Consider the following 18,628-nt stretch of genomic DNA (forward strand, 5'->3'; position numbering starts at 1 on the left):
GGCAAGGGAGAGGCCCAGGGATGCCGCCCCGATCTGGGCACAGGTATTGGCATCCGGCGCCGTCGTTCAGTCGGCGATGTCGACCCCGTATCCGCGAGCGAGGGCGTCGAGGCCGTGGTCGTAGCCTTGGCCGACGGCACGTAGGCGCCAGACCGGACCGCGGCGGTAGATCTCCGCGAGCAGCATCGTGCGTTCGGTGGTGGCCGCGTCCAGGGTGGCCCGGGCGACAGGTGCTCCGCTACTGCCCGGAGCCGTACCGACCTGGATCGCACCGACGGCCCCGAAGGTGGCGGCGCCGTCGATGGCCGCGGCGACGACGACCTTCCGTGTCGCGGGTGGCAGGGATGCAAGGTCGAGGGCGATGGTCTGTTCGGCAGGGCCTCCGGTCAGCAGGCGCGCCGTCCCGGCGGGGCTCTCCGGGGCTCCGTAGAAGACGAAGTCCCCGTCGGAGGTGACCTGTTCGTCCTCGTCGAGGAGGAAGGCGACGACGTCGATCTCGCAGTCGGACTGCGGGGCCCAGCCGGCGGTGACGTACCACTCCGGCGCGGGTCTGCCGTGCGGCACCGGCAGGTCGACGACGCCGCCCCTCGGCATCACCTGCGGTCCCCGAGGCCGGAGAGCCTCCCCATCCCGGCCGGTCGCGGTCGGAGAGATGAGCCAGTGCGGTTCGTGCACGGGGAGTTCGAGGGAAGTGACGCGCCTCATGCGCCGGTCGTTCTCCCCGCCCGGCAGGAGTACGACGTCGGTGACGCTGGCGGACAGGTTGATCGCCGCGGATCCGCCCAGCTCGACCACGCGCGTACGAGCCGCCGCCGCATCGGCATGGATGCCACCGAGCACCAGCACCCGACGTCCCGCCAGGGGCTTGTCCGAGCTGCCGGCGGAGGGCTCCGACGGGCGCGGCGCGGGGATCGATACGTCGCCGGAGGCCGCGGTGACGGCCACCGCCTCCGGGGCGGGTACGGCAGCGGCCGTGGTGGGCACCGGTTCGACGGGCGCGGCCTGTTCCGCTTCCGGCGCAGCCGCCGGACGACCGACCTTGACGGCCGTCACCTCGTGTGCTGTCCCCGGCCGTACGTCGGCCAGCAGCCGCAGGAAGGTCTGCTCGTCGATGACCGGCACGCCTTCGGCGAGTGCGCGTCGGGCCTTCGCGGAACCGGCCGCCGGTTCGTTGGTGACCAGAACGCTGGTGTGCCGGCTGACGGAGGACATCATGTTCAGCCCGGCGGCGACCGCACGCCCGATCAGCTCCGCCCGGGCGTGGGCGGTCTCACCGGTGACCGCGACCTTCATCCCCTGGAGGAGCGGCCCGCCGGGAGCCAGACGTCCCGGATTACGGAAGGCGCAGGGAGTCTTCGGCGGCTTCGGCGTGAACTGGGACTCCGCCCGCGGCGGGCAGGTCACCAGCGGCAAGGGCAGATCGAGCCGCGCTGCCTCGCGCAAGGACGCCCGCAGGATCCCGGCAAGCACCCGGGCGTCGTCCAGCGCGTCATGAGCGCGCTCTTGGGAGACGCCGTAGTGAGCGGCGAGGGTGCCGAGCTTCATGTCGTCCGTGGGCGGGTCCACCTGGCGGTTCAGAGCCAGGGTGCACAGACGCTTCGACACCGGCAGCCACATCCGCGCGCGGGCGAACTCGTGGGCCAGGAAGTCGTAATCGAACTGGGCGTTGTGGGCCACCAGCACCCGGTCCTGGAGCATCGCTCCGATCCGCCCGGCGACTTGCTCGAAGGTCGGTGCGTCCCGCAACCGCTCGGCGGTGAGCCCGTGCACCTCCACCGGCCCCGGGTCGCACCCCGGGTTGAGCAGCGTCGAGAACTCCCCGGTCTGTTCACCGTCCGGACCGACCGTGATGACCGCAACGGACAGCACCCGGTCCCGCCGGGCCATGAGTCCCGAGGTCTCCACGTCGACCAGGGCCCATTCGTGGGCATAGTCGCCCATGGCGGGTGCGTTGAAGGAAGGGGATACGAGACTCATGCCGCCAAGGATCATCCGATATACGCCCTTCTTTCAACCTGCATGATGATTTACCTCCGTCTCCGAGGCCGGACTATTTCACGTTGCCGACGAAGATCGCCGTCTCCGATTCGAAGTCGGGCGAGACTTCGACCTGGAGGTACTTCTCGTTCTTCGGGAGCTCACAGCCCCACGTGATGGACAGGGAACGTCCCGCGAGGATGCGTGTGTCGGGAATCCCGTCGAGCCCGTCGTCAAAGATCTCTTCACCCTCTCTGCCCTCATCGCCGTACGCGCAGTTGACGGACAACTCGGTCGCGTCGACCGTCTCGGCGGAACCGTTGACGACCTTGATGGTGAACTTCGCGTAGGGCGTGTTCTCGGGAGCGGCGTATTCGCTGGAGACGCTCCGGGAGAACTTCGACAGGCTGACCTCGACATCGTTCTCGTAGGTCACGGTGTCACTGAGGCTGTACGCATCGCTGCCGCTCGGCTCGGCGGCCGGTTCCGGCTCGGAGTCCGCGGCGGTGTCCGAAGCCGAGCCCTCGCCCTCGGCGCTCGCCGTCTCGGTGACGGTGACCGTGGGTGCGGGCTTGGCCTCGTCGCTGCTCGTCACACCGGCCGTGATGGTGGCCGCGACGACGGCCGCGACCGCCGCGGAGACGGAAGCGATGACGATCGTGTTCGTCTTCCTGTCCTTCTGCGGCGGCGCCGGCGGCATCGGTGGGAAGCCGGGCACCGGCGGTGGCGTGGCGTTGTAACTCATGATCCCCCCAGGGCGTGCTCCTTGTGCGATGCATCATTCCTGGTGAGGCCGGGCTTGTGGAGAGTTTGTGTTGAAATCGTGCCCATCGCCCGAACGCTGTGCACGCGACCCAACGCCGCTGCCGACCAGCCCGATGCCCCTTCGGGCGTCAGCCCCCCCGTCCACCAGGGGAACGCGATGTCCGAACGAGCACCCCTCCCACCACGTCACATGGATTCTCATACTGTCCGACTAGCCTTCGGCATATGGGGCTTGGCGACATCAGACACGAAGACGTCATCGCGGCGACCGAAGAGTTCCGCCGCCTGGGCCGGGACGACTTCCTCCAGACGTACGGCTTCGGGCGAGCCACGTCCTACGAGCTGGTCCTGGACGGTCTTCGCTACGACTCGAAGGCCATAGCCGGTGTCGCCCACGGGCATGCCACAGGCGACTTCCTGCGCCCACGGGATTTCAGCGGCGGCGCGGCCACGGTGGCGCGATGCCTCCGCGACCTCGGCTTCGTGGTGGAGACCGGGGAGACGCCCGGCGACCGCGCCGCCCTCCTGAAGCACCTCCGGAAACTCAAGGTCTCCCGCGGCCCCGGCAACCCGGCGCCCAGCCGTCACCAGCCGCTGACCCTCCTGTGGGCCATATCCGGCGTTGTCGACGAGCGGCCCCGTATGACCCCATGGCTCCGGTTCCGGGACGAGGTCGGCCCGCTCCTGACCGAGTTCGGGCTTCCCAACGCCAAGGCCACACCGGAGTACCCGTTCTGGCATCTCCGGGGCAGCGGACTGTGGGAGGTCCGGGGCATACCCACCGAGCCGGCCAAGAGGATGCCGAAGACGAGCATCCTCGACGCGCACCACCCACAGGCCGGCTTCAAGGAAGAGACCGCCGGTCTCCTCCAGGACCCGGTGACCCGCCTCGAAGCCATCACCGCGATCTGCGAGACCTATCTCGAAAACGTTGACCGCCAGGCCCTCTTCGAGCGGATAGGCCTGAACGGATACACCACGGCAGGCAGCCTGTTGAGCCCCTCGGAGGGCGACAGCAGCGGTGCCGACCTGGGCAACGAGCACAGGCGGGCGACCGGCCCGGCACCACGCCGTGACACGACCCGCTCCGTCATCGTCCGCGACGAAGCCCTGGCCAGGAAGGTAAAGGAGCTCGAAGACGACCGGTGCCAGATCTGCGGCACGGCGCTCCGCCACCTGAACCGCCCGTACAGCGAGGCCGCGCACATAAGAGGCCTGGGCAGGCCCCACCACGGCCCCGACGAACTGCAGAACCTCCTGTGCCTGTGTGCCAACTGCCACGTGCTCTTCGACGGTTTGGAGATCTACATCGACTCCGACGGCCTGGTCAGAGGGACGAGGCACGACAGGCAACCCCGCCCCCTCCGCCGCGACCCCAGACACCCGATGGACGAGGCGCACGTCGGCTATCACCGCAAACTGTGCAAGATCAATGCTCGCGGGCCTGCCGTCGGCTGACGTGGCGCAGGGCTGGGAACGAGCTTGGTATCGATGCGCTGCGAGCCCTACAACAGGTGGTCGGCCTTACCGGCCTTGATGTCGGTGATGAGGGTGCGCAGGGCTTCGAGGGAGTCGGTGAGAGGACTCTCCTCCTGACCGGCAACAGCTATGTACCCGTTCCCGTCGGCGTCGGTACCGAGACGGAAGCAGGAGCTGCCCTCGGCGCAGAACGGGGCTTCCCAGGTGATGTCGGCCATCGGAACTCCTCAGAGTTGGCGTGAGATGTCGCGGACGAAGTCTCTGGACCGCTCGGGCGACAGAGCCAGACTTTCCAACAGGTTGAGTTGTGCCCGGTATTTCACCAACTGACCTTCGGCATGAAGGAAGGTGGGGCCGTGGGAGCTGTCCACCTGAACCGTATCGAGCTGCGGTACGGGCCCTTCGATGTGGACGACCGTCTGCCCGGCACCAGGGAAGCTGCCATGGGCGAAGGGCAGAACGAGCACGGTGACGTTGTCCCGCTCGGAAACCGCCAGAAGGTACTCCAACTGTGCGCGGGCCACGCCGGGACCGCCGAACTGCATTCGGAGAGCGGCCTCGTGGATGACCGCGACGTACGGGACCGCCCTGTCGCCGGTGATCACCTGCTGGCGTTCGGCGCGCAGCGCAAGTCGCAGAGCGACCTCGTGCTCGGGCAAGGCAGGGACCGCAGCCCGGAAGATGGCCATCGCCTGTTCCGAGGTCTGGAGTACGCCGGGCACGTGCACGGTGTTGGCGCCGCGCATGCGCACGGCGTGGCTCTCCGTCTCCGCGATATCCAGCAGGCCTTGCGGCAGGATGCCTCGGTAGCGCTCCCACCATCCCGTACTCGCCTGAGCCATCTCGACGAGCGCCTCGATGTACGTCTCATCGGTCACGTCACAGTTGCAGGCCAGTGTCCGCAGGCGGTCGGCGCTGATACCCCTGACCCCGGACTCGATGTTGGAGATCTTGCCTCGGTCCACACCCAGTAGGCCCGCCGCGAACTCCGCCGACATCCCTGACACGGTACGGATGCGCCGTAGCTCACTTCCCAGCCGCTTCTGTCGTTCTGTCGGGGTCGTCCTCGGGGGCATCGGGATTCCTTCCATCCGGGGCAGGGGCCGCTCGGCGGCGCTTGGAGGCCGACGTACCTCCCCGTGGTGAATTCTCTTGAGCGCGTGGGAAATTTACCACCGACTGCTCTACTGTCAGTATCGCGCAAGCTACACACAGCGATGCCGGAAGCGCACCGCGCGAGCATGCCCGCCTGCCCTGGGACGGGTGCGCCCGCGACCAGGGCGGTAGGCCACCGGCGACCCCAAACCCCTCACACAGCACTGGAGTTCACCATGCCCGAAATCCCCCTGGTACCCGTCCACTGGCATTTCCCCGCCCACCCCACCTCCGTACGGCGGGCCCGCCACGCCGTCGCCGAAACGCTGCCGAACGCCCTCCGCCCACACCTCGGCGACGACCTGGGCCTGCTGACCTCCGAACTGGTCACCAATGCCATCCGTCACGGGGCCCACAGGGAGGACGAAGACCTCATCGAACTCGTCCTGTGGCCCGCTGACGGCCACTACTGGCTCGCAGTCTCCGACCCCGGCACCGGCAAGCCCGTACTGACCCACCCGGACGCGGACACCGAGAACGGCAGGGGCCTGCTCCTCGTCGACCACCTCGCCACCACCTGGACCGTCCGCTCCCGCCCCACACGTGGAACATCCGTGATCGCGGGCCTCTCCTTCCGTCGAGGCGGTTGACCCGGCGGAGCGATCGGCCGGCCGGCACCGGGCAGGTCGCCCAGGGCTTGCCCGGCCGGTCGGCCCGACCCTGCCAGACGGGCCGACCGGCACATCGCCCAGCTCCCTCGGCGGCTCGGGCAATAGGTGAGCCTCGCCCCCGCCCTGGCGGGCCTGTCAGCTCTCGCAGCCGGTGCCGTCGCCGTCACGGTCGAGGTGCCTGCCGTATCCGGGTTCGCCGCGGTGGACGGGTGCGGCGCCGGCGGCGCGGGCGGCATCGCAGTTCCGGTAATAGACACTGCCGCCGCTGCCGCCGCTGCCGTCGTCGTCGCTGCTGTATCCGCCACCGGATCCACTGTCGGGTTCTTCGGTGACGGTCTTCGTCACCTCCACCTCTACCTCGACGGTCTCGGTGACGGTGGGTGCGGGCTTCGGCTCGGCGGTGGGGCTCGCCGTGACGGTTTCGGTGACCGTCGCGGACGGGGTTGCCTTGGCCGCAGCGGGCTTGGCGTCGTCCTTCGGCTGCGAGTCGCTGGCGCCGGCTCCGATGCCGATGAAGAACGCGAGGCCGAGCGCGGGCAGCACGTAGCGTTTACGGGCCCACTTCGGGGCGGAGCGGCCGGCGGCGGGAGGCGTGGGTATGTATGGGTTGGTCATTGATTCCCCGTCAGGTGGGTGCGGACGGGCCGACGGTAGCGTCGTGTGAAGAAAATGTGAAACCGTGACATCGGGTTGGATCATGGGATGGTGATGCTGATTCCGCCCCTGAGGTGACATACCTGCAGTTCAGGCCGATGAAGAGTGCGGGGACCGGTATCACCGAGACATGCCGCGAATTGTGCGCCCTTCTCATCCGATCATCTGAGAAAAGTTGTCGATGTCCTCGGAACCCGACGTCCCCGAGACCGCCGCGCGCATGCGGAGTGCCCATACCGCGGCGTGCGGTCTCCTCGGGGCAGCTCCTGACGCTCGGCCGTCCGGCGGAGAGGCGCGGGAGGCATGGGGGTGGAGAGGGCGCACGCTGGGCCGACCGGTCACCGGTCCTTGCGGGCCAGGATGGCTGCGTGTCGTCCACAGCCCCTTGGACAAGGCGACCGGAGAATTGTGGACGGGGCCGGAAGACGCCGAACGACTGGTGCCTCAGCAGGTACCGCGCCCTCGCCTACATCTCGTACGGCAGTGGACGGAGGGAGGAAACGCGTACAAGGCAGAGTTGTACGCCCGTGCCGTCGGTGAAGTCGTCTCACCCACCCCGGCGCTCGTCACCGCCGAACCTCTTCCGACAACAGCCTGGTGGAGCGACCTGCGCACGGCCCTCGCCTGCCTCTCGGCGGTCCGGGCCGACCGTACGGCCGTACGCCAGGCATACCTGGACCGCGCCATGCCGAAGCACCTCGCCTTCCTCAACGGGCCCGTCCCTACGGTGCCGCGCGCGTGGTCCACCGCACATGGCGACCTCCACTGGGCCAACCTCGTCGGCCCTGAACTCGGCATCCTGGACTGGGAGGGCTGGGGCCTGGCCCCGGCCGGCTACGACGCTGCTCTGCTCCACACCTACAGCATCGGCATGCCGCAGACCGCCGAGCGGGTCCGTCAGGAACTTTCCACCGTTCTCGACAACGAGGACGGGCGCTTCGCAGAACTGGTGGTCATCACCGAACTCCTGCAAAGCGCCGAACGCGGAGACAACGTCGAACTCGTTCTCGCGCTGCGACGGCGCGCACAAGAGGTCTGGCACCGGATGACGGCCGACGGTGTGGCCAGTCACTGACGGGACTGCTGAGAGCCAACGAGAGAGGGCGGGAGCCAGTGAGACCGACTCCCGCCCTCTCTCGCTGGCATCCGCCCTGGTGACCACACCTAAACATTCAAGGCTGGTTGGTGCCAGAGCGAGTGCCCCCGGCAGGATCCGAACATGCGCACACGGCTTCCGGAGGCCGTTAGAACTCTTGGCGTCTGCGTAGGTCAGAAGCCTGCTTGCTATGACCTCAGCAGGAGCCCCGGAAGCCTCCGGGGCTCCTGCATGCGTACCTCCAAGAGACGACAACTATGCAGGTCACGGCCGAGCCGGCTCCCCCCGTCGCAACGTAGCGGCTCCGAGTGTCAAAATCTCTCCAGCACAGAACAGGGGGGGTAGATGCAGGACCGGCGTGCTGAGATTTTGAGCGAGATCGACACAGACCACGGAGTTACTGCTGTTTCGATGGGATGGCTCCGAGAGCTTTACGACTCCGAGTGGGGACGTCTCAGCGCAAGCCGAGCTGCGGAGATCAGTCGCTGGCTCGCGAAGCATGAAGTTGCACACCTTCCGTCGCCCCTGCCGTCGAGGGAGGTTGAAGAAGTGGTGCTGTACAGGCCCTCCTCTCCAATCGGCGTGTACATCAACGCAGCACGCTTGGAGGGCCCGTTCAAACATCGTCCAGCCGCTGCCGCGTACTTCCTGCAGGACGTTGCGCAAAGGCTGAGCCGCGCCGAACGGGTTGAGACGGACTGCGACTGACGGCGAAGGGTGGTAAGCCCTCGAAGTGTGCGTCAGCCTCTGGACTTCTGGGAGTTCCAGGGCGATCGTCTCGAGGGCTTGCCCTGCCCACAAATGGTCCACGGAGGTGCTTTCAGGGAGCCGCGGCATTCCCTCTGACCTGCGGTGAAGCCTTCCAAGATCAACACGCTATTACAACGTGATCACTGGCAAACGGCTGCTTCCGGCGGAGCGCGCCTGCACATACGCGAAAACCCCGCCCTCAGCGTTTCCGCTGGTGACGGGGTTCAGGTCACACTTACACAGTGTGCCCCCGGCAGGATTCGAACCTGCGCACACGGCTCCGGAGGCCGTTGCTCTATCCCCTGAGCTACGGGGGCGTGTCGCCCGCGTGGTGATCGCGGCGACGGGTAGAACACTACCAGTTCCCCGGGGGTGGTCAGGAACCCGTTTTCGCAGGAGGGCGGGGCGGGGTGTCGCTCGGTCGGGGTGGAAGTGGGGAAACGCCGGACGCGGTGGCTGGTGTCGACCTACTCTCGAGTTGTGCCAGACGCATCGGGCCGGGTCCTTGTGGTGGACGACAACAAGGTCATCCGGCAGTTGATCAGGGTCAACCTCGAGCTGGAGGGCATCGAGGTCGTGACCGCGGCCGATGGTGCCGAGTGTCTGGAAGTCGTTCATCAGGTGCGGCCCGACCTCGTCACCCTCGATGTCGTCATGCCGAGGCTGGACGGGCTGCGGACGGCTGGGCTGCTGCGGTCCGATCCGCGTACGCGTGACCTTCCGCTCGTCATCGTCAGTGCGTGTACGCAGCACGAGGTGGAGAGCGGGCTCGATGTCGGGGTCGACGCTTTTCTCGCCAAGCCCTTCGATCCGCAGGAACTCGTCCGGCTGGTGCGCGGGTTGATCGTGGATCCTCTCGGGCGGGTGCCCGGGGTGCGGGGGCCGGGGGATGCCGCGCCGGCCGCCGGGCATGCCGGTGGGTGAGGCCGGGGGTGTCCAGGGGCGTCCATATCCCGGGATGGCGGCCTAACCCGTTCGCCTACCCACCCCCCTCCTCCCATACGCTTGTCCCGTGACCCCCGTCGAGCTCTCCCGCACCGTGCTGCACGCGGTGCGCCGTGCCGTCGACGAGGGGCAGCTGAGCGTGGAGCCGCCCGAGCGGGTGCTGGTCGCGCCGCCGGGGCCCGGGGGGTGCGGGGACTACGCCACCAACGTCGCCCTTCAGCTCGCCCGTCCGGCCGGGCAGCCGGCGCAGAGGGTCGCCGAAATCATCCGGCCCCATCTGCTGGGCGTCGGGGGTATCAGCGATGTCGTGGTTACCGGGCCCGGGTTCATCAATATCTCGCTTGCCGGCACCGCGCCCGTCGATCTCGTGCGTGAGGTGCTGCGGCGTGGGGTCCGGTACGGGTACGGCGACTCCCTCGCGGGGGAGGGCGGCGTACGGCTGACCGCGGCGCGGGAAGTGCGGGCTGTCGTTCAGCTCGATGTCGTGGCCGGGATCCTGCGGTCGCAGGGGGCCCTCGTGTACGCCGCCTGCGTGGGCCCGCTCGAGGAGGAGTGGGGGACCGTGCTCGGCGTGCGCGTCGACGGCCGTGCCGACGGGGACGTCCACGTCGGTGTCCGGCCCGTTCCCGCGCCCGCCGATCCCCTGCCCCTCGGTCGTGATGCCGGGCGCTGGGCGCTGTTGTATCCCGCCTCGCACGACCGGCCGCGGATCGGGGAGGAGCATCTGGTGCAGCGGGAGGTCAATCCGCTGTTCCGGGTGCGGTACGCGCATGCCCGGAGCCGGGCGGTTGTGCGCAATGCCGCCGACTTGGGGTTCGGGCCCGAGCCGGGGCCCGTCAACGCGCCCGCGCTGCTCCAGGCCCTCGCCGACCATCCCCGTGTCCTCGTCGCCGCCGCCACCCACCGGGCGCCCGACCGGCTCGCCCGGCATCTGGTGACCGTCGCCGATGCCGTGCTGCCGCTGCTTTCCGACGTGCTGCCGCTCGGTGAGGAGAAACCCTCGGCCGCCCACCGTGCCCGGCTCGCCCTCGCCGAAGCCGCCGGGACGGTGCTGGCCGGTGGCCTGTCCCTGCTCGGCATCGACGCACCCGACCACCTCTGAGAGAGCCCAGAGAGACCACCATGAGCCGTTCCGCACACCCCGCCGGGCCCCGTCACGCCGACGTCCTTCCCGAGGGGCACTACTCCGCGCCGCCCGCCGATCTCAACGCCCTCGACCCCAAGGTGTGGTCGCAGACCGTCGGGCGTGACGAGCACGGTGTGCTCACCGTCGGCGGGATCGACGTCAAGCGTCTCGCCGAGGAGTTCGGCACGCCGGCCTACTTCCTCGACGAGGACGACTTCCGGGCCCGGGCGCGGGCCTGGCGTACCGCCTTCGGGGACGACGCCGACGTGTTCTACGCTGGCAAGGCGTTCCTGTCCCGGGCCGTCGTGCGGTGGCTGCACGAGGAGGGGCTGAACCTGGACGTGTGTTCCGGTGGGGAGCTGGCCACCGCGCTGTCGGCCGGGATGCCGGCCGAGCGGATCGCCTTCCACGGGAACAACAAGTCCACCGGCGAGATCCGGCGGGCCGTCGAGGCCGGGGTCGGGCGGATCGTGCTCGACTCGTTCCAGGAGATCGTGCGGGTCGCGCACATCGCGCAGGAGCTCGGTACGCGGCAGCGGGTGCAGATCCGTATCACCGTGGGTGTCGAGGCGCACACGCACGAGTTCATCGCCACCGCCCACGAGGACCAGAAGTTCGGGATCCCGCTGGCCGGGGGGCAGGCGGCGGAGGCCGTGCGGCGGGCGCTGAAGCTCGACGGTCTGGAGCTCATCGGGATCCACTCGCACATCGGGTCGCAGATCTTCGACATGTCGGGGTTCGAGGTCGCCGCGCACCGGGTGGTGGGGCTGCTCAAGCAGATCCGGGACGAGCACGGCGTCGAGCTGCCCGAGATCGACCTCGGGGGCGGGCTCGGCATCGCGTACACCAGTGACGACGACCCGCGTGAGCCGCACGAGATCGCCAAGGCGCTGACCGAGATCGTCACCCGGGAGTGCGAGGCCGCGCGGCTGCGCACGCCGCGGATCTCCGTCGAGCCCGGGCGGGCCATCGTCGGGCCGACCGCCTTCACGCTGTACGAGGTCGGCACCGTCAAGCCGCTGGACGGGTTGCGGACGTACGTCTCCGTCGACGGCGGGATGTCGGACAACATCCGCACCGCGCTGTACGACGCCGAGTACAGCGTCTCCCTCGTCTCCCGCGACTCCGACGCCGAGCCGATGCTGTGCCGGGTCGTCGGCAAGCACTGCGAGAGCGGTGACATCGTGGTGAAGGACGCCTTCCTGCCGGGGGACCTGGCGCCGGGCGACCTCATCGCCGTACCGGCGACCGGGGCGTACTGCCGGTCCATGGCCAGCAACTACAACCATGTCCTGCGGCCGCCCGTCGTCGCCGTCCGCGGCGGCGAGGCGCGGGTGATCGTCCGGCGGGAGACGGAGGAGGACCTCCTCCGGCTCGATGTCGGGTGAGGTGGCGGCGGTGACGGGAACGACGACCGGGTGACGGAAGATCTGCCGGGTGACGGAAGATCTTCGGTCTTTCCGGTCATGAAAATGAAATAGACGTCTCACGATCCGGACTTATGGCAGAAAGTTCCGTCCGGTGAGTGAGACTGGTGCAACCGAGACGGTAATCAGGAAACGAGGTCGGATGATGCGTACGCGTCCGCTGAAGGTGGCGCTGCTGGGCTGTGGAGTGGTCGGCTCAGAGGTGGCGCGCATCATGACGACGCACGCCGACGACCTCGCCGCCCGGATCGGGGCTCCGGTGGAGCTCGCGGGCGTGGCCGTGCGGCGGCCGGACAAGGTGCGTGAGGGCATCGACCCGGCCCTGGTCACCACCGACGCCACCGCCCTCGTCAAACGCGGCGACCTCGACATCGTCGTGGAGGTCATCGGCGGCATCGAGCCCGCCCGGGCGCTCATCACCACCGCCTTCGAGCACGGCGCCTCCGTCGTCTCCGCGAACAAGGCGCTGCTCGCCCAGGACGGCGCCGCGCTGCACGCCGCAGCCGAGGAGCACGGCAAGGACCTCTACTACGAGGCCGCCGTCGCCGGCGCCATCCCGCTGATCCGCCCGCTGCGCGAGTCCCTCGCCGGCGACAAGGTCAACCGGGTGCTCGGCATCGTCAACGGCACCACCAACTTCATCCTCGACAAGATGGACACCACGGGCGCCGGCTATCAGGAGGCCCTCGACGAGGCCACCGCCCTCGGGTACGCCGAGGCCGACCCGACCGCCGACGTCGAGGGCTTCGACGCCGCCGCCAAGGCCGCCATCCTCGCCGGGATCGCCTTCCACACGCGGGTGCGCCTCGACGACGTCTACCGCGAGGGCATGACCGAGGTCACCGCCGCCGACTTCGCCTCCGCCAAGGAGATGGGCTGCACCATCAAGCTGCTCGCCATCTGCGAGCGGGCCGGCGACGGGGCGTCCGTCACCGCGCGGGTGCATCCGGCGATGATTCCGCTCAGCCACCCGCTGGCCTCCGTGCGCGGCGCCTACAACGCCGTGTTCGTCGAGTCGGACGCCGCCGGGCAGCTCATGTTCTACGGGCCCGGCGCGGGCGGTGCGCCGACCGCCTCCGCCGTGCTCGGGGACCTCGTCGCCGTGGGGCGCAACCGGATCAGCGGCACCACCGGGCCCGGCGAGTCCGCGTACGCCGCGCTGCCCGTCTCGCCGATGGGCGAGGTCGTCACGCGCTACCACATCAGCCTCGACGTGGCCGACAAACCGGGTGTTCTCGCCCAGGTCGCGACCGTGTTCGCGGAGCACGGTGTCTCGATCGACACGGTGCGCCAGTCGGGCAAGGACGGTGAGGCCTCCCTCGTCGTCGTCACCCACCGTGCGTCCGACGCGGCCCTCGGGGGGACCGTCGACGCGTTGCGCAAGCTCGACACCGTGCGTGGTGTCGCCAGCATCATGCGGGTTGAAGGAGAGTAACCAGCAATGACCCACCAGTGGCGCGGAATCATCGAGGAGTACCGGGACCGGCTGCCGGTATCCGACAACACGCCGGTCGTGACGCTCCGTGAGGGCGGTACGCCGCTCGTGCCCGCGCAGGTGCTCTCCGAGCGCACGGGCTGCGAGGTGCACCTCAAGGTCGAGGGCGCGAACCCCACCGGGTCCTTCAAGGACCGCGGGATGACCATGGCCATCAGCAAGGCCAAGGAGGAGGGGGCCAAGGCGGTCATCTGCGCCTCCACCGGCAACACCTCCGCCTCGGCCGCCGCGTACGGGGTGCGGGCCGGGATGGTCTCCGCCGTCCTGGTGCCGCAGGGCAAGATCGCGCTCGGCAAGATGGGGCAGGCGCTGGTCCACGGTGCCAAGATCCTCCAGGTCGACGGCAACTTCGACGACTGCCTCGCCCTCGCCCGCGCGCTCAGCGACAACTACCCCGTGGCGCTGGTCAATTCGGTCAACCCGGTGCGTATCGAGGGGCAGAAGACGGCCGCCTTCGAGATCGTGGACATGCTGGGCGACGCTCCCGACATACATGTCCTCCCGGTGGGCAACGCGGGCAACATCACCGCGTACTGGAAGGGGTACAAGGAGTACGCCGCCGACGGGGTGAGCAGTAGGACGCCCCGCATGTGGGGGTTCCAGGCCTCCGGCAGCGCGCCGATCGTGCGTGGTGAGGTCGTCAAGGACCCGTCGACCATCGCCACCGCCATCCGTATCGGCAACCCCGCCTCCTGGGACCTCGCGCTCGCCGCGCGGGACGAGTCCGGCGGCGCCATCGACGAGGTGACGGACCGTGAGATCCTGCGCGCCTACCGGCTGTTGGCCTCCCAGGAGGGCGTCTTCGTCGAGCCCGCGTCCGCCGCGTCGGTCGCCGGTCTGCTGAAGGCCGCCGAGCAGGGCAAGGTCGACCCGGGGCAGCGGATCGTGTGCACGGTCACCGGCAACGGTCTGAAGGACCCGGACTGGGCCGTCGCGGGCGCGCCGCAGCCCGTCACCGTCCCCGTCGACGCGGCGACCGCCGCGGAGCGGCTCGGCCTCGTCTGACGGGCGGCGGCTGAACTCGGTCTCGGTCGGCGGCGACTGGGCGCGGCTGCACCGGTTTCGGCCGGTGGCGGCCGGGTGCGGCTGAATTCGGCTTTGGCCGGTGGCGGCCGCGCGTGGTTGCATCCGGGTGCGGCAGCGTTCGGTTTCGGTCGGCGGTGACCGGGTGCGGCTGCGTCCGGCTCGGTCTCGGGCGACCGGAAACAGCCGAATCCGGCCCGGTTCCGACCGACCGACCGACCGCAGCCGATCCCGGCCCGATTCCGGCCCCTTCCCGGCCCCGTCCCGCCCGACACCGCGCCGGAATCGGCACAGCCGGGCGTAAAACAGCAGGGGGAGGGCAGCCGGGCGTAAAGGCGGCCTCACCTGGGGAAGTTACCTACGGGGGGTGCACAAGGGGCTCTCGACACGCATCGTGCGCCTCCTGTGCGCCCTATGTCGCCAGTCAACCTTCCTTCGATAGGCTGTACTGAAACCCGCCCGCCGCATATGCCGCGGTAGTGCGTCGTCTCCACGGTCCGGAAAGCGGCCGGGAGCGGCCCGGGAAGCGGCCGGCCAGCCCGGTCGGCGGCGGCCCCAGGGGTTTTCGTACGTCATCGAATGTCCATCGAACGTCATTCGACAGTCACGCAGCTCAAGGAGAGTCTTCGAGCGATGGCCGGTCCCGCCTTCCGCGCCGCCGCCGTCCGGGTGCGCACCCCCGCCACCAGCGCCAACCTCGGCCCGGGCTTCGACGCCCTCGGCCTCGCGCTGGGGCTGTACGACGACGTGGTCGTCCGGGTGGCCGACTCCGGACTGCACATCGACATCGCGGGTGAGGGCAGCGAGACCCTCCCGCGGGACGAGCGCCACCTCCTCGTACGCTCCCTGCGCACCGCCTTCGACCTGCTCGGCGGACAGCCGCGCGGCCTCGAGATCGTCTGCGCCAACCGCATTCCGCACGGCCGGGGCCTGGGCTCCTCCTCGGCCGCCATCTGCGCCGGGATCGTCGCCGCGCGCGCCGTGACGATAGGCGCCGACGCCAAGCTCGACGACACCGCGCTGCTCGAACTGGCCACCGAGATCGAGGGCCACCCCGACAACGTCGCCGCCTGTCTGCTCGGCGGATTCACCCTGTCCTGGATGGAGCGCGGCGCCGCCCGCGCGATCAGGATGGAGCCCTCCGATTCCATCGTTCCGGTGGTTTTCGTGCCCGGGAAGCCGGTCCTCACCGAGACCGCGCGCGGACTGCTCCCGCGCACCGTGCCGCATGTCGACGCCGCCACCAACGCGGGCCGTGCCGCCCTGCTCGTCGAGGCCCTGACCAGGCGCCCCGAGCTGCTGCTGCCCGCCACCGAGGACCGACTGCACCAGGAGTACCGCGCCCCGGCCATGCCCGAGAGCGCCGCCCTGGTGGAGCGGCTGCGCGGGGACGGCATCCCCGCGGTGATCTCCGGCGCCGGACCCACGGTGATGGCGCTGGCGGACGCGGACACGGCCGACAAGGTCGAAGCACTGGCCGGCAACGACTGGGCCGCCAATCGGCTCAGCCTCGATGTGCAGGGAGCGAGCGTGCTTCCGCTCGCCACCTGACACACGGTTGCCGGATGAGGAGAGGGGGAATGTTTGTTGGATCCGGTAGTGTTAACCTCAAGTCTGCACCCGACCCCACCATGGCGAGGTGCCTCGTGTCCCCGTCCGGGACAGACATTCTTCCGGGAGCTCCCCAAGCCGCACTGTGTTCACTGCTACGTACGCAGGCAGTACGTCGTACGCGGACACTGAACGGTCCGACGGTGGGGGTACCCCCTCTGGGGGAGCTTCGGAACCGGTGCGACCACGCCACGTGACACGCGATGCCACGGCTCGAGGAAGCGCCATCACCAGATATTTCTTCCGCCGCTCAGGCGGACAACCGCCCCGGCTCAGTTCACACATCGAGGACCGATGCCGGACAGCACAACCGGTCGCCGAGCCAGACAGGCCGACGCCCGCTCCAGGGAAGGACCCTTCGTGAGCGACACCACCGATCTGATGGGCGCACGTGTCGAGGAGACCGCTGCCGCGCCCGCCACGGACGCTTCCGCGCCTGCCACCGGTGCCGGCTCCCGGCGTCGCCGCGGTACCGGCCTCGAGGGCATGGTGCTGGCCGAGCTGCAACAGGTCGCGTCCGGCCTCGGCATCAGGGGCACCGCGCGCATGCGCAAGAGCCAGCTGATCGAGGTCATCAAGGAAGCGCAGGCCGCCGGCGGGGGAGCCCCCGCCGCAGCGGCCCCGGCCAAGGCCGAGTCCGACACCGAGACCAAGCCCAAGCGCCGCGCCACCTCCCGGACCCGTACGGGTGAGGCCGCCGAGAAGCAGGCCGAGGCCAAGGACGAGCAGGCCCCCGCCGAGAAGGCCGCGGCCCAGCAGCAGATCGACATCCCCGGCCAGCCCTCCCCGAAGGCCGCCGCCGAGCCGGCCGAGGAGGCCGCCCCCGCCGAGCGCCGCCGCCGTCGCGCCACCGCCGAGGCCGGTGCCCCGGCCGCGGCCGAGACGGCCACCGCCGAGGGGAAGTCCGACAGCAGGACCGAGACGTCCGCCCAGCCGCAGCAGCAGTCGCAGCAGGGCGACGGCAAGTCCGACCACGACGGCGGCGAGGGCCGCCGCCGCGACCGCCGAGACCGCGGCCGTGACCGCGGTGAGCGCGGGGACCGCGGCGACCGTGGCGGCGACCGCGGGGACCGCGGGGACCGTCGCAACAAGGGCGACGACCAGCAGAACCAGGGCGGCGGCCAGGGCCGTCAGCAGAACCAGCAGGGCGGCGGAGGCGGCCGTCAGGACGACGGTTACGACGACGACGGAGGCGGCCGCCGTGGCCGTCGCGGCCGCTACCGCGACCGCCGTGGCCGTCGTGGCCGCGACGAGATGGGCCAGGAGCCGCAGATCGCCGAGGACGACGTCCTGATCCCGGTCGCGGGCATCCTCGACATCCTCGACAACTACGCCTTCATCCGGACCTCCGGCTACCTGCCCGGTCCCAACGACGTGTACGTCTCCCTCGCCCAGGTCCGCAAGAACGGCCTGCGCAAGGGCGACCACATCACCGGCGCCGTGCGCCAGCCCAAGGAAGGCGAGCGGCGCGAGAAGTTCAACGCGCTGGTCCGCCTGGACTCCGTCAACGGCATGGCGCCCGAACACGGCCGCGGCCGCCCGGAGTTCAACAAGCTCACCCCGCTGTACCCGCAGGACCGCCTGCGCCTGGAGACGGACCCCGGCGTCCTCACCACGCGGATCATCGACCTCGTGTCGCCGATCGGCAAGGGCCAGCGCGGTCTGATCGTGGCCCCGCCGAAGACCGGCAAGACCATGATCATGCAGGCGATCGCCAACGCGATCACCCACAACAACCCCGAGTGCCACCTGATGGTCGTCCTCGTCGACGAGCGTCCGGAAGAGGTCACCGACATGCAGCGGTCGGTGAAGGGCGAGGTCATCTCCTCGACCTTCGACCGCCCGGCCGAGGACCACACCACGGTCGCCGAGCTCGCCATCGAGCGCGCCAAGCGCCTGGTGGAGCTGGGCCACGACGTCGTCGTGCTGCTCGACTCGATCACGCGTCTGGGCCGTGCGTACAACCTCGCCGCCCCGGCCTCCGGCCGCATCCTGTCCGGTGGTGTCGACTCGACCGCCCTGTACCCGCCGAAGCGGTTCTTCGGTGCGGCCCGCAACATCGAGGACGGCGGCTCGCTGACCATCCTCGCCACCGCCCTGGTGGACACCGGGTCCCGCATGGACGAGGTGATCTTCGAGGAGTTCAAGGGCACCGGCAACATGGAGCTCAAGCTCGACCGGAAGCTCGCCGACAAGCGCATCTTCCCCGCGGTGGACGTCGACGCGTCCGGCACCCGCAAGGAGGAGATCCTGCTCGGTGCCGAGGAGCTCGCCGTCGTCTGGAAGCTGCGCCGGGTGCTGCACGCGCTCGACCAGCAGCAGGCCATCGAGCTGCTCCTCGATAAGATGAAGCAGACCAAGTCGAACGTCGAGTTCCTGATGCAGATCCAGAAGACGACGCCGACGCCGGGCAACGGCGACTGACGTCCGACCGTCCGCAAGAACGCTTTTCCGCCAAGGGCCGCTTCCGCGCAGGAAGCGGCCCTTCGCGCGTGTCACGAGACGTTCGCCACA

General features: G+C 69.6%; 15 protein-coding genes and 1 tRNA gene. 10 read left to right on the forward strand and 6 right to left on the reverse strand.

Going from position 1 to position 18,628, the window contains the following annotated elements:
- Window positions 1–66: 66 nt before the first annotated feature.
- Together ACZ434_RS15210 and ACZ434_RS15215 are read right to left on the reverse strand one after the other, a co-directional pair.
- A complete protein-coding gene (locus ACZ434_RS15210; RefSeq protein WP_468455728.1) occupies window positions 67–1,977 on the reverse strand; it encodes a TerD family protein in 1,911 nt (636 codons plus the stop codon).
- A 73-nt stretch (window positions 1,978–2,050) separates the two neighbouring features.
- Window positions 2,051–2,722, reverse strand: coding sequence for a hypothetical protein (locus ACZ434_RS15215; RefSeq protein ID WP_468455730.1), 672 nt, complete (start codon window positions 2,720–2,722; stop codon window positions 2,051–2,053).
- A 245-nt stretch (window positions 2,723–2,967) separates the two neighbouring features.
- Here ACZ434_RS15215 and ACZ434_RS15220 point away from each other — a divergent pair, with 245 nt between their 5' ends.
- Window positions 2,968–4,200 carry an HNH endonuclease gene (locus tag ACZ434_RS15220; RefSeq protein ID WP_468455732.1) on the forward strand — a complete coding sequence of 411 codons (1,233 nt, stop codon included), beginning with the start codon at window positions 2,968–2,970 and terminating at the stop codon, window positions 4,198–4,200.
- Between the two features lie 47 nt (window positions 4,201–4,247).
- Here ACZ434_RS15220 and ACZ434_RS15225 read toward each other — a convergent pair whose 3' ends face one another.
- Together ACZ434_RS15225 and ACZ434_RS15230 are read right to left on the reverse strand one after the other, a co-directional pair.
- Window positions 4,248–4,439: a hypothetical protein gene (locus ACZ434_RS15225; RefSeq protein ID WP_468455734.1), complete on the reverse strand. Its 192-nt coding sequence runs from the start codon at window positions 4,437–4,439 to the stop codon at window positions 4,248–4,250.
- Window positions 4,440–4,448: 9 nt separating this feature from the next.
- Window positions 4,449–5,297 carry a helix-turn-helix domain-containing protein gene (locus ACZ434_RS15230; protein ID WP_468455737.1) on the reverse strand — a complete coding sequence of 283 codons (849 nt, stop codon included), beginning with the start codon at window positions 5,295–5,297 and terminating at the stop codon, window positions 4,449–4,451.
- A gap of 255 nt (window positions 5,298–5,552) precedes the next feature.
- Here ACZ434_RS15230 and ACZ434_RS15235 point away from each other — a divergent pair, with 255 nt between their 5' ends.
- Window positions 5,553–5,966, forward strand: a complete 414-nt coding sequence (locus ACZ434_RS15235) for an ATP-binding protein (RefSeq protein ID WP_468455739.1) — start codon at window positions 5,553–5,555, stop codon at window positions 5,964–5,966.
- A gap of 156 nt (window positions 5,967–6,122) precedes the next feature.
- Here ACZ434_RS15235 and ACZ434_RS15240 read toward each other — a convergent pair whose 3' ends face one another.
- Window positions 6,123–6,602 (reverse strand): excalibur calcium-binding domain-containing protein, encoded by a 480-nt coding sequence (locus tag ACZ434_RS15240; RefSeq protein WP_468455741.1) that lies wholly within the window; start codon window positions 6,600–6,602, stop codon window positions 6,123–6,125.
- A 556-nt stretch (window positions 6,603–7,158) separates the two neighbouring features.
- On the opposite strand from ACZ434_RS15240, the gene ACZ434_RS15245 reads away from it, so the two are divergent.
- Window positions 7,159–7,716, forward strand: a complete 558-nt coding sequence (locus tag ACZ434_RS15245) for a phosphotransferase (RefSeq protein ID WP_468455743.1) — start codon at window positions 7,159–7,161, stop codon at window positions 7,714–7,716.
- Between the two features lie 1,016 nt (window positions 7,717–8,732).
- Here the strand turns inward: ACZ434_RS15245 and ACZ434_RS15250 are convergent.
- Window positions 8,733–8,804, reverse strand: a tRNA-Arg gene (locus ACZ434_RS15250).
- A gap of 115 nt (window positions 8,805–8,919) precedes the next feature.
- On the opposite strand from ACZ434_RS15250, the gene ACZ434_RS15255 reads away from it, so the two are divergent.
- From ACZ434_RS15255 to rho, 7 genes are all read left to right on the forward strand, one after another.
- Window positions 8,920–9,411 carry a response regulator gene (locus ACZ434_RS15255; RefSeq protein ID WP_468455910.1) on the forward strand — a complete coding sequence of 164 codons (492 nt, stop codon included), beginning with the start codon at window positions 8,920–8,922 and terminating at the stop codon, window positions 9,409–9,411.
- A gap of 88 nt (window positions 9,412–9,499) precedes the next feature.
- Window positions 9,500–10,534, forward strand: a complete 1,035-nt coding sequence (gene nrtL / locus ACZ434_RS15260; protein WP_468455745.1) for an ArgS-related anticodon-binding protein NrtL — start codon at window positions 9,500–9,502, stop codon at window positions 10,532–10,534.
- A gap of 20 nt (window positions 10,535–10,554) precedes the next feature.
- A complete protein-coding gene (lysA, locus tag ACZ434_RS15265) occupies window positions 10,555–11,946 on the forward strand; it encodes a diaminopimelate decarboxylase (RefSeq protein WP_468455748.1) in 1,392 nt (463 codons plus the stop codon).
- Between the two features lie 181 nt (window positions 11,947–12,127).
- Complete coding sequence (locus ACZ434_RS15270) at window positions 12,128–13,420, forward strand: homoserine dehydrogenase (RefSeq protein WP_468455750.1); 1,293 nt, start codon at window positions 12,128–12,130, stop codon at window positions 13,418–13,420.
- A gap of 6 nt (window positions 13,421–13,426) precedes the next feature.
- A complete protein-coding gene (gene thrC / locus ACZ434_RS15275) occupies window positions 13,427–14,485 on the forward strand; it encodes a threonine synthase (protein ID WP_468455752.1) in 1,059 nt (352 codons plus the stop codon).
- 651 nt (window positions 14,486–15,136) lie between these two features.
- Window positions 15,137–16,054, forward strand: coding sequence for a homoserine kinase (gene thrB, locus ACZ434_RS15280; protein ID WP_468455754.1), 918 nt, complete (start codon window positions 15,137–15,139; stop codon window positions 16,052–16,054).
- A gap of 420 nt (window positions 16,055–16,474) precedes the next feature.
- Entirely contained in the window at window positions 16,475–18,538 is a 2,064-nt protein-coding gene (rho, locus tag ACZ434_RS15285; protein ID WP_468455756.1) for a transcription termination factor Rho, read from the forward strand.
- Window positions 18,539–18,628 lie beyond the last annotated feature (90 nt).

The sequence above is a fragment of the Streptomyces sp. NPDC030893 genome, assembly GCF_055571535.1.

Excerpts from the sequence above, each read along its gene's own strand:
- ACZ434_RS15230 (WP_468455737.1), bottom strand. The coding sequence starts at position 5,297 with ATGCCCCCGAGGACGACCCCGACAGAACGACAGAAGCGGCTGGGAAGT.
- thrC (WP_468455752.1), top strand. The coding sequence starts at position 13,427 with ATGACCCACCAGTGGCGCGGAATCATCGAGGAGTACCGGGACCGGCTG.
- ACZ434_RS15220 (WP_468455732.1), top strand. The coding sequence starts at position 2,968 with ATGGGGCTTGGCGACATCAGACACGAAGACGTCATCGCGGCGACCGAA.
- ACZ434_RS15225 (WP_468455734.1), bottom strand. The coding sequence starts at position 4,439 with ATGGCCGACATCACCTGGGAAGCCCCGTTCTGCGCCGAGGGCAGCTCC.
- ACZ434_RS15240 (WP_468455741.1), bottom strand. The coding sequence starts at position 6,602 with ATGACCAACCCATACATACCCACGCCTCCCGCCGCCGGCCGCTCCGCC.
- ACZ434_RS15210 (WP_468455728.1), bottom strand. The coding sequence starts at position 1,977 with ATGAGTCTCGTATCCCCTTCCTTCAACGCACCCGCCATGGGCGACTAT.
- thrB (WP_468455754.1), top strand. The coding sequence starts at position 15,137 with ATGGCCGGTCCCGCCTTCCGCGCCGCCGCCGTCCGGGTGCGCACCCCC.
- lysA (WP_468455748.1), top strand. The coding sequence starts at position 10,555 with ATGAGCCGTTCCGCACACCCCGCCGGGCCCCGTCACGCCGACGTCCTT.
- ACZ434_RS15270 (WP_468455750.1), top strand. The coding sequence starts at position 12,128 with ATGATGCGTACGCGTCCGCTGAAGGTGGCGCTGCTGGGCTGTGGAGTG.
- ACZ434_RS15215 (WP_468455730.1), bottom strand. The coding sequence starts at position 2,722 with ATGAGTTACAACGCCACGCCACCGCCGGTGCCCGGCTTCCCACCGATG.
- ACZ434_RS15235 (WP_468455739.1), top strand. The coding sequence starts at position 5,553 with ATGCCCGAAATCCCCCTGGTACCCGTCCACTGGCATTTCCCCGCCCAC.